Below are 8,488 nucleotides of genomic sequence, written 5' to 3'. Positions count from 1 at the left end.
GGGTCAGAGGAAGAGCGGGCGCGGGTTGAGGTCCTCGTAGCGGGTCGGTTCGGCGAGGCGGCCGAGCCGGACCGGCACGTCGTACAGCCTGCCCGGTCCGAAGCGGCTCCAGTGCGGGCGCAGGCCGGGCACGACCACCTTGACGACGGGCAGCCCCACGTCGGGCCGGGTCTGGTCGCGGACGAGGAGTTCAAGTCCCTTGCCGCGCAGCACTTCCCGGGCGGCCATGACGTCATCGAGCAGGTCCGTGCGGGGCTCGTACGCGTGCGTGTCCGCGTCCGTCACCGGCTGGGCCGGATCGGGCCGCAGGTAGGGCAGGTCCGCGGCGGTGGCGGTGCGCGACCAGTCGAGGACTTCCGGGTCGGTGGTGGCGTAGCCCGTGCCGTCGGGGCGGGCACCGACGACGTGCGGGAGCATCTGGTTGAGTTCGGTGAGGGCGCGGCGCAGCGCGATCCGCGGGTCGAAGTGGGCGCCGAAGCCCAGCATGATGTCCTCGGCCGGCTTGTCGGTGCGCCGGGACAGCGCCGCCATGACGGGGATGCCGAGGTCGGTGGTGAGGTCGAGCGCCCACACCTCGCGGTTCAAGTCCCTGTGTACGTGGATGAGTTGGCGTGTCCAGTCGTCGCCGAGGGCGCTCAGGTCGACGCCGGGGTGGCGGGTGCGGTTGTACCACCACAGGGCGACGGCGTCGCGTTCCACCAGCTCGAACACGCCTTGCAGCACGGCGTCCTCCAGGCTGCCGCCCGCCGCCGAGCCGTTGGATCCGGCGAGGCAGTAGCGGCGGCCGGGTTCCTGGGGCGCGTTGTAGTAAAGCAGCGCGGTCGGCAGCAGCTTGTGGCGGTGCTCGGTCAGCGACCAGACGGGCGTCCAGTCGATGGCCGCGTCCTCGTCGAAGGGGTCGCACACCTGGTGCAGCGGGCCGTGTGCCGCGTTCCACCGCGCGCGGTCCGTGAACTGCCGGGGGTCGTAGAGCTGCACGGCGTCGGGGTGCACGGCCTCGTCGGCGAACTCGCGGTAGCTGCCGCGCCGTTGGGCCTCGCCGCCCTGGAGGAAGCCGGAGTGGCGCTCCAGGGCTTCGGCGAGTGCGCTGACGCGGGCCTGGAGTTCGGTGGTGCCCTTGCCCCCGCAGGCGGCGCGCAGCCCGGCCCGGACGGTCGCGAGGCCCGGCGCGCCCGGGGTTCCGTACGGCGTGGCGGACGGATTCAGGCCCGCGTGGAAGGAGTTGAGGAAGGCGGGCCCGTGCCGGTCCCTGCGGACCTCGCTCACCAGGCCGGTGACCGGGTCCAGGTGGTGGCCGTGGCGGTCGAGGAACTGCTGCGGGGTGAGCGTGCGGTGACCGCCGCCCGACACGTCCGTCTTGGGCCTCGATACGAGGGTGAGCGGCGCCCGCACCTGCTCGCCGATCAGCTCGGGCGTACCGCAGTCGGGGCACTGCGGCCGCCGTACGACGGGGTGTCCCGCGGTGCCTTCGCCGAGGCCGCCGAGGGTCCACAACTGGCCCTGGCCCGGGTGGCGGTGGCCCGCGAGCCACTTGGCGGCCTCCAGGGCGGCCAGCTGGAGCGCGGCGAGCCGGGCGGCGGGCAGCGCGCACGCGGGGCGCGGCACAGGACCCGGGCTGCCGAGGGCGCGCCGGACATGTGCCTCGACCGGCCGCGTACGCCACAGCCGGTCGGCGAGACACGACCAGCAGGGGCCTTCGGGGTCGCCGAAGAACGGGCCGATCCACTGCTCGGCACCAGTGCTCTTGACGGGCAGCCAGCGGCGCCCGGCGGCCCGGTGTTCCGCGTCGACGGCGGCGAGGGCGGGGGTCAGGTAGTCGTCGCAGAGCACCACGGTCAGCTCGGCGGCGCCGTCCTGGCCGTCCTCGGCGGGGCGCAGGCCCGCGGCCCGCAGGGCGCCGCGCAGTTCGGCCGTGTCCCCGGAGCCGACGGCGAGGGTGCCCACGGTGGCGGCGGCCAGGGCCTCCTCGGCCGCCGGACCGTCCAGGCCCACCGCTTCCCAGTAGGCCTGCGCGGCGGCGGCCCGCGCGCCGGGCGCCGTCAGGGGGCGCCGGCCCACCAGGCCCGCGTCGATGAGCCGGGAGACGATCCGGGCGGTCTGCTCCGCGGCCGGGCCCGGGGCGCCGGGCGCGCCCCCGGGGGCTTCCCGGACGACCTCCCGCAGCGTGCGGGTGCCGTCGAGGAGCGGGGCGATGCGGGCCACCGGGGCGCCGTGCAGCGCCGTCGCCCGCCGCTCGGAGAACACGTAGACGGCCTCGCCCGGGATGTGTTCGACCCGCAGGTGCGGCTTGAAGCCGACCGGTTGCCCGGCGGCCACGGCCCCCGGGCCCCGCTCGTCCCCGCGCACCGGACGGGCCTCGTCTTCCCGGACCACCGTCATCAGGCCGCGTACCCGCCGGGGGCGGCCGTGCTCTGCGCGGTGGCGGCGCCGAGCGACAGGGTCTGCGCGGTGGCGAAGCAGATGCCGCAGCGGCTCGGCTGGTACGCGGCGTCCGCGCCCGGACCGAACTCCTCGATGACCAACTCGTCGTGTCCGCTGCCGACGAGAGCGAGAGGGGAATTCGCGATCATGCCCAACATCCTTGCTTGGCCGGGGAACTGGCTGCCGACGGCGTCGGCGGCAAGGAGTCTGCTACGGGGGCCGGCTCCGGCACAGTGCCGACGTCACGGGACGGGTGTGAAAGATTCACACGATCCGCCGGTACACACGCACGCCGAGGTCAGGAGCCTGGCACTGGTCGCTGGAGCGGCCGCGGTGGGATCTTCGAGCAACGATGGCGCGGCGCTGGAGAGCGCTTTTGGGAATCACGTGCCGTCCGGCTGATCCGACTCCGGAGGAACCCATGGAAATCAAGGTGCTCGGCCCGCTCGAAGGGGGCGCGCGCGGTGTGTCGGTCATTCCGAGCGCGAGCAAGCCGCGGCAGATCCTTGCTCTCCTTTCCGTCAACGCGGGCCAGATGATCCCGGTCCCCACCCTGATGGAGGAGATCTGGGGCGAGGCGATGCCGCGCAGCGCGCTCACCACGCTCCAGACCTACATCCTCCAGCTGCGCCGCCTGATCACCGCGGCGCTCGGCCCCTGCGCGCCGCACGCCGCCAAGGACGTCCTCGCCACCCGGCACGGCGGCTATCTGCTGCGGGTGCCGCAGGACGCCGTCGACGTCCACGCGTACGAGCGACTGGCGGGCCAGGGCCGTGCCGCCGCCGACCGCGGCGCGGACGAGGAGGCGGCCCGGCTCTACCGGGAGGCGCTGCGGGTGTGGCGCGGGCCCGCCTTCGTGGACGTACGCACCGGACCGCTCCTGGAGATAGAGCTGGTCCGCCTGGAGGAGAGCCGGCTCGGCATCCTGGAGCGGCGGATCGACGCCGACCTGCGCCTGGGGCGGCACGCCGAGCTGATCTCCGAGCTGACCACGCTCGTCGCCCGGCATCCGCTGCACGAGGCGCTGCACGCGCAGTGCATGGTCGCCCTCTACCGGGCGGGCCGCCAGTGGCAGGCGCTGGAGACCTACCAGCACCTGCGCAAGGGCCTCGCGGCCGAGCTGGGGCTCGATCCCTCGCCGAGACTGCGCCGGTTGCAGCAGGCGATCCTCGGCGGCGACCCCGCGCTCGACGCCGGGACCCGGCGGGGCGCCGCGCTGGACATGTACGCGGCCTAGCCGGACCTGTACGCGGCATGGCCGCACCCGTACGCGGCATGGGGGCGCGGGCGGGGCGCGCTCCATCTCTGCTCTAGCCGCGCGCCACACAGTGCCCCCTACCACTACTGCCAGGGGGTTCACCTTGCGAGTCATCGACCTGTCGTCCCCGGTGGACGCGTCCGGTTGGGAGCCGGACCCGGTCGTCCACCGGATCATGACGCCCGCCGAGGGCGCCCGCCACATGGCCGAGGAGATGAAGGCCCACTTCGACGTGGACTTCGACCCGGCCGATCTGCCCGGGGGCGAACTGCTCTCCCTCGACACCCTCACGCTGACCAGCCACACGGGTACGCACGTGGACGCGCCCTCGCACTACGGCTCCGTCGGCGCGTACGGGCGGCCGAGGGACATCGACGAGATGCCGCTCGACTGGTTCCTGCGGCCCGGCGTGGTCCTCGACGTCACCGATGTGGGGGTCGGCGTCATCGGCGCCGAGCGGATCGAGAAGGAGATCGAGCGGATCGGGTACACGCCCGCGCCGCTCGACATCGTGCTGCTGCACACCGGCGCCTCCCGGCACGTGGGCACGCCCCGGTACTTCACCGACTTCGCGGGGCTCGACGGGCCCGCCACCGACCTCCTTCTCGACCTCGGGGTACGGGTCATCGGCACCGACGCCTGGAGCCTGGACGCGCCCTTCGGGCACATGATCGCCGCCTACAAGGAGACCGGCGACGACTCCGTGCTGTGGCCCGCCCACTTCGCCGGGCGGCGGCGCGAGTACTGCCAGGTCGAACGGCTCGACCGGCTCGCCGACCTGCCCGGATCGCACGGGTTCCGGGTCGCCTGCTTCCCGGTGAAGATCAAGGGCGCGGGGGCGGGCTGGACCCGGGCGGTCGCCCTGGTGGACGAATGAGCGCGGGTGGCCGGGTGAGCGCCGGGGGCATCGCGTCCGGGAGACCGGCGCCCCGGCTGCTCTGCTTCCACCACGCGGGCGCGGGCGTCTCCAGCTTCGCCCGCTGGCAGGGCGCGTTCGGGGAGACCGCGGAGGTCGTACCGGTACTGCTGCCCGGGCGCGGACCCCGGGTGCGCGAGCGGCGCCTCACCGATCCGGACGAGCTGGTCGCCGAACTCGTGGCACTGCTCGGCCCGCTCCTCGACCGCCCGTACCTGTTCTACGGACACAGCCTGGGCGGTCTCGTCGCGCACACCTTCACGGCCGCCCTGGAGGCGGCCGGGGCGCGGGCACCCGAACTGCTCGTCGTCGGCGCCGTCCTGCCGCCGCACCTGCGCTCCCCGCTGCTGCGCAGCGCGGGGCTGCCACGGCGCGAACTGCTCGAACTGCTCGTCTCCTACGGCACGGTGCCGCCGGAGGCGCTCGCGGACGTCGACGGCATCTACCGGCGGCACGTCCTGCCCGCCCTCATCGACGACCTGAAGCTCGGCGAGGCGCTGTGCCGGTCCGGCACCGACAAGGTGCTGCGCACCCCGCTGGTGGCGCTCGCCGGGCGCTACGACCCCATCGCACCCGTCCCCGGCATGGCCGAGTGGGACCGCTACGCGCCCGGCGGCTTCGGGCTGCGCACCGTCAAGGGCGACCACTTCTTCGTACGCGAGAAGTGGGTTCCCGGGATGCTGCGCGACCTGATCGAGGAGCGGCGGGCGGGCTCGGCCACGAGTCGAGCGCACATCGAGAGGGCGGAGGAAAAGTCATGGCCACAACCGAGCGGAACAGAGAGGTGATGCGGTCGTGAACAGGGAGCATGCCCGCTCCGGCACCGGGGCGGCGCACCGGCGGACGGGGCGTACGAGGTGAGCCGGCGCGTGGTCATCACCGGGATCGGCGTGATCGCGCCGGGCGGTGGCAGCACCAAGGAGTTCTGGTCGCTGCTGACCGACGGGCGTACGGCGACGCGGCCGATCTCGCTGTTCGACGCGGCCGCCTTCCGGTCCCGGATCGCCGCCGAGGCCGACTTCGACCCGGTGGCACGGGGGCTGACGCCCCAGCAGATCCGGCGCATGGACCGGGCGGCGCAGTTCGCCGTGGCCGCCGCCGCCGAGGCGGTCGCCGACAGCGGCCTCGCCTTCGAGGGGCTGGACCCGTTCCGCACGGGTGTCACGGTCGGCAGCGCGGTCGGCGCCACCAGCGGTCTGGACACCGAGTACAACGTGGTCAGCGACGGCGGCGCGAGCTGGCTCGTCGACCACCGCTACGCCGTGCCGCACCTGTTCGACCACTTCGTGCCCAGCTCTTTCGCCCGCGAGGTGGCCTGGTCGGTGGGGGCCCAGGGACCGGCCTCCGTGGTCTCCACGGGCTGCACCTCCGGTCTGGACGCGGTGGGGCACGCCGTCGGGCTGATCGGCGAGGGCAGCGCGGACGTGATGGTGGCGGGCGCCACCGAGGCGCCGATCTCACCGGTCTCGGTGGCCTGCTTCGACGCCATCAAGGCGACCACCAACCGCAACGACGACCCGGCACACGCCTCGCGGCCCTTCGACAGGACCCGCAACGGCTTCGTGCTCGGCGAGGGTTCGGCGGTGTTCGTCCTGGAGGAGCTGGACGCGGCGCGGGCGCGCGGCGCCCACATCTACGCGGAGATCGCGGGCTTCGCCTCGCGCAGCAACGCCTACCACATGACCGGGCTGCGGCCCGACGGCGCCGAGATGGCCGAGGCCATCCGCGCCGCCCTGGACGAGTCCCGGCTCGACGCGACCGCCGTCGACTACGTCAACGCGCACGGCTCGGGCACCAAGCAGAACGACCGGCACGAGACGGAGGCCTTCAAGAAGGCCCTCGGCGCGCACGCGTACGCCACCCCGGTCAGCTCCATCAAGTCGATGATCGGCCACTCGCTCGGCGCCATCGGCTCCCTGGAGATCGCCGCGTCCGCCCTGGCCATCGAGCACGACGTGGTGCCGCCCACGGCCAATCTGCACGAGCCGGACCCGCAGTGCGACCTCGACTACACCCCTCTCACCGCGCGCGAGCGGCGCGTCGACACCGTGCTGAGCGTCGGCAGCGGCTTCGGCGGCTTCCAGAGCGCGATGGTGCTGACAAGCCCCGAGCGGAGGACGGCATGACGAGCGATCTGCGGGTACGGGAGAAGAACGGTCTGCGGGTGCGGGAGACGACCGCCGCCGCCGGAGGGGCCCCCGGGCCGACGGCCCCCGTGGTCACCGGCATCGGCGTCACGGCCCCCAACGGCCTCGGTACCGAGGCCTGGTGGCGGGCGACCCTCGCGGGGGTCAGCGGCATCCGGCCGCCCGCCCGCTTCGACGCCTCCGGCTACCCGGCGAAGCTCGCCGGTGAGGTGCCGGGCTTCGACGCGGCCGAGCACATCCCGAGCCGTCTGCTGCCGTCCACCGACCATATGACGCGGCTCGCCCTGACGGCCGCGAAGGAGGCCCTGGAGGACTGCGGCGCCACCCCCGACGACCTGGGCGACTTCGGCGCGGGTGTGGTCACGGCGGCCTCGGCGGGCGGTTTCGAGTTCGGCCAGCGCGAGTTGCAGGCGCTGTGGAGCAAGGGCGGGCAGTACGTCAGCGCGTACCAGTCGTACGCCTGGTTCTACGCCGTCAACTCCGGCCAGATCTCCATCCGGCACGGGCTGCGCGGGCCCAGCGGGGTCGTGGTCACCGAGCAGGCGGGCGGTCTGGACGCGGTGGGCCAGGCGCGGCGCCAGCTGCGCAAGGGCAGCCGGCTTATCGTGACCGGCGGCGTGGACGGCGCCCTCTGCCCTTGGGGGTGGACGGCGCAGCTCACCGGCGGGCGGATGTCCACCGTCGACGATCCGGCGCGCGCGTACCTGCCGTTCGACGCGGCGGCGAGCGGCCACGTGCCCGGCGAGGGCGGCGCCCTGCTGACGCTGGAGGACCCGGCTTTCGCGCGCGAGCGCGGCGCCCGGGTGTACGGGGCGTTCGCCGGGTACGCGGCCACCTTCGACCCGGCACCGGGCAGCGGAGGCGAGCCGGGCCTGCGCCGGGCGGCCGAACTGGCATTGGCTGACGCTGGATTGACGGCACATCACATCGACGTCGTGTTCGCGGACGCCGCCGGTGTGCCGGAACTCGACCGGCAGGAGGCCGAGGCGATCACCGGGCTCTTCGGCGCCCGGGGCGTGCCGGTCACCGCGCCGAAGACGATGACCGGCAGGCTGGCGGCGGGCGGCGGCTCCCTGGACCTCGCGGCGGCGCTGCTGTCCGTGCGGGACGGGGTGATCCCGCCGACCGTCCACGTGGACCGCCTGGCCGACGGCATCGCACTGGACCTGGTCCGCGAGGCACGCGAGCACCCGGTGGGGGCCGCGCTCGTGCTCGCGCGGGGGCACGGCGGCTTCAACGCGGCCGCCGTGGTGACGGCAGCGGCCTGACGGCAGCCGCGTGCGTGACGGCAGCCGCGTGACGGCGACTGCGTGACGGCGATTGCCGTGCGGGACAAGAACAATCCGAAAGGGACCGAGATGGAACTGAAGGAACTGACCGGCCTGTTGCGCGAGTGCGCGGGCGTCGACGAGGGCGTGGACCTGGACGGTGATGTCATCGACACGCCCTTCGCCGAGCTGGGCTACGACTCGCTCGCCGTGCTCCAGACCACCGGGCACATCGAGCGGGAGTACGGCATCACGCTCTCCGACGACACGGTCGCGGAGGCGGAGACCCCGCGGATGCTGCTCGGCTTCATCAACGAGAGCCTGACAGAGGCGGGCCGCGCGGCCTGAGGCGCCGAGAGCCCCGTAACCACGTCGGCCGCCGCCCCCTTTTGGAAGGGGGCGGCGGCCGACGTCGTGCGTGCTGCCGCACGGAAACAGGGAAGTGCCCGCGCGCCGGGGGAGGGCGCGCGGGCACTGG

At 74.0% G+C, this 8,488-nt stretch carries 8 protein-coding genes; 6 read left to right on the top strand and 2 right to left on the bottom strand.

The features are described from left to right. Positions 1-3: 3 nt before the first annotated feature. Together GKQ77_RS21660 and GKQ77_RS21655 are read right to left on the bottom strand one after the other, a co-directional pair. A complete protein-coding gene (locus GKQ77_RS21660) occupies positions 4-2,379 on the bottom strand; it encodes a TOMM precursor leader peptide-binding protein (protein ID WP_219690591.1) in 2,376 nt (791 codons plus the stop codon). Then, entirely contained in the window at positions 2,379-2,570 is a 192-nt protein-coding gene (locus tag GKQ77_RS21655) for a hypothetical protein (protein ID WP_219690590.1), read from the bottom strand. The genes GKQ77_RS21660 and GKQ77_RS21655 overlap by 1 nt, the downstream gene beginning before the upstream one ends. 272 nt (positions 2,571-2,842) lie before the next feature. On the opposite strand from GKQ77_RS21655, the gene GKQ77_RS21650 reads away from it, so the two are divergent. The 6 genes from GKQ77_RS21650 (at position 2,843) to GKQ77_RS21625 (ending at position 8,358) form a co-directional block, all read left to right on the top strand. Then, positions 2,843-3,658 carry an AfsR/SARP family transcriptional regulator gene (locus tag GKQ77_RS21650; protein WP_219690589.1) on the top strand — a complete coding sequence of 272 codons (816 nt, stop codon included), beginning with the start codon at positions 2,843-2,845 and terminating at the stop codon, positions 3,656-3,658. Between the two features lie 124 nt (positions 3,659-3,782). After that, positions 3,783-4,556, top strand: a complete 774-nt coding sequence (locus GKQ77_RS21645) for a cyclase family protein (protein WP_219690588.1) — start codon at positions 3,783-3,785, stop codon at positions 4,554-4,556. Next, on the top strand, positions 4,553-5,383 hold the full coding sequence (locus GKQ77_RS21640) for a thioesterase II family protein (protein ID WP_219690587.1): 831 nt from the start codon (positions 4,553-4,555) through the stop codon (positions 5,381-5,383). The genes GKQ77_RS21645 and GKQ77_RS21640 overlap by 4 nt, the downstream gene beginning before the upstream one ends. Before the next feature lie 69 nt (positions 5,384-5,452). Beyond that, positions 5,453-6,721, top strand: coding sequence for a beta-ketoacyl-[acyl-carrier-protein] synthase family protein (locus GKQ77_RS21635; protein WP_219690586.1), 1,269 nt, complete (start codon positions 5,453-5,455; stop codon positions 6,719-6,721). Further along, a complete protein-coding gene (locus GKQ77_RS21630; RefSeq protein ID WP_219690585.1) occupies positions 6,718-8,010 on the top strand; it encodes a ketosynthase chain-length factor in 1,293 nt (430 codons plus the stop codon). The genes GKQ77_RS21635 and GKQ77_RS21630 overlap by 4 nt, the downstream gene beginning before the upstream one ends. 90 nt (positions 8,011-8,100) lie before the next feature. Beyond that, entirely contained in the window at positions 8,101-8,358 is a 258-nt protein-coding gene (locus tag GKQ77_RS21625) for an acyl carrier protein (protein WP_219690584.1), read from the top strand. Positions 8,359-8,488 lie beyond the last annotated feature (130 nt).

Origin of the sequence: Streptomyces anatolicus (assembly GCF_019400875.1) — a bacterium.
GTDB classification, from domain to species: domain Bacteria; phylum Actinomycetota; class Actinomycetes; order Streptomycetales; family Streptomycetaceae; genus Streptomyces; species Streptomyces anatolicus.
This window is presented reverse-complemented; position numbering and strand designations above follow the sequence as displayed.